Here is a 414-nt window from a genome sequence, read left to right on the forward strand (position 1 = left end):
CCCGGCCGGTTACGAGGCGGCGCTGGTCGCCGCGGCGCGCGACGCCCAGGTCACCGTCGTCGACTCCGACGGCGTCGGCGGCGCGGCCGTGTTGGCCGACTGCGTGCCGTCGAAGACTTTCATCGCCTCCACCGGGCTGCGCACCGAGCTGCGCCGTGCCCCGCAGCTGGGTTTCGACATCGATATCGAGGACGCCAAGATCTCGCTGCCGGAAATCCACCAGCGGGTCAAGACGCTGGCCGCGGCGCAGTCCGCTGACATCACCCAGCAGCTGCTGAGCGTGGGTGTCGAGGTCATCGCGGGCCGCGGCGAGCTGGTCGACGCCACGCCTGGCCTGGCGCGCCACTGCATCAAGGTGACCGCCCCCGACGGCACCACCAGCGTGCACGCCGCCGACGTCGTGCTGATCGCCAC

Annotated in this window: 1 pseudogene (only partly in view); it reads left to right on the plus strand. The window is 72.0% G+C overall.

Features of this window, described 5'->3' with window-relative positions:
* Positions 1-414: pseudogene (locus ACFE99_RS05575) on the plus strand (NAD(P)H-quinone dehydrogenase); its annotated part runs 972 nt beyond the window's last position; the annotation flags it as partial.

This window comes from uncultured Mycobacterium sp., assembly GCF_964249325.1.
In the GTDB taxonomy this organism is placed as follows: Bacteria; Actinomycetota; Actinomycetes; order Mycobacteriales; family Mycobacteriaceae; genus Mycobacterium.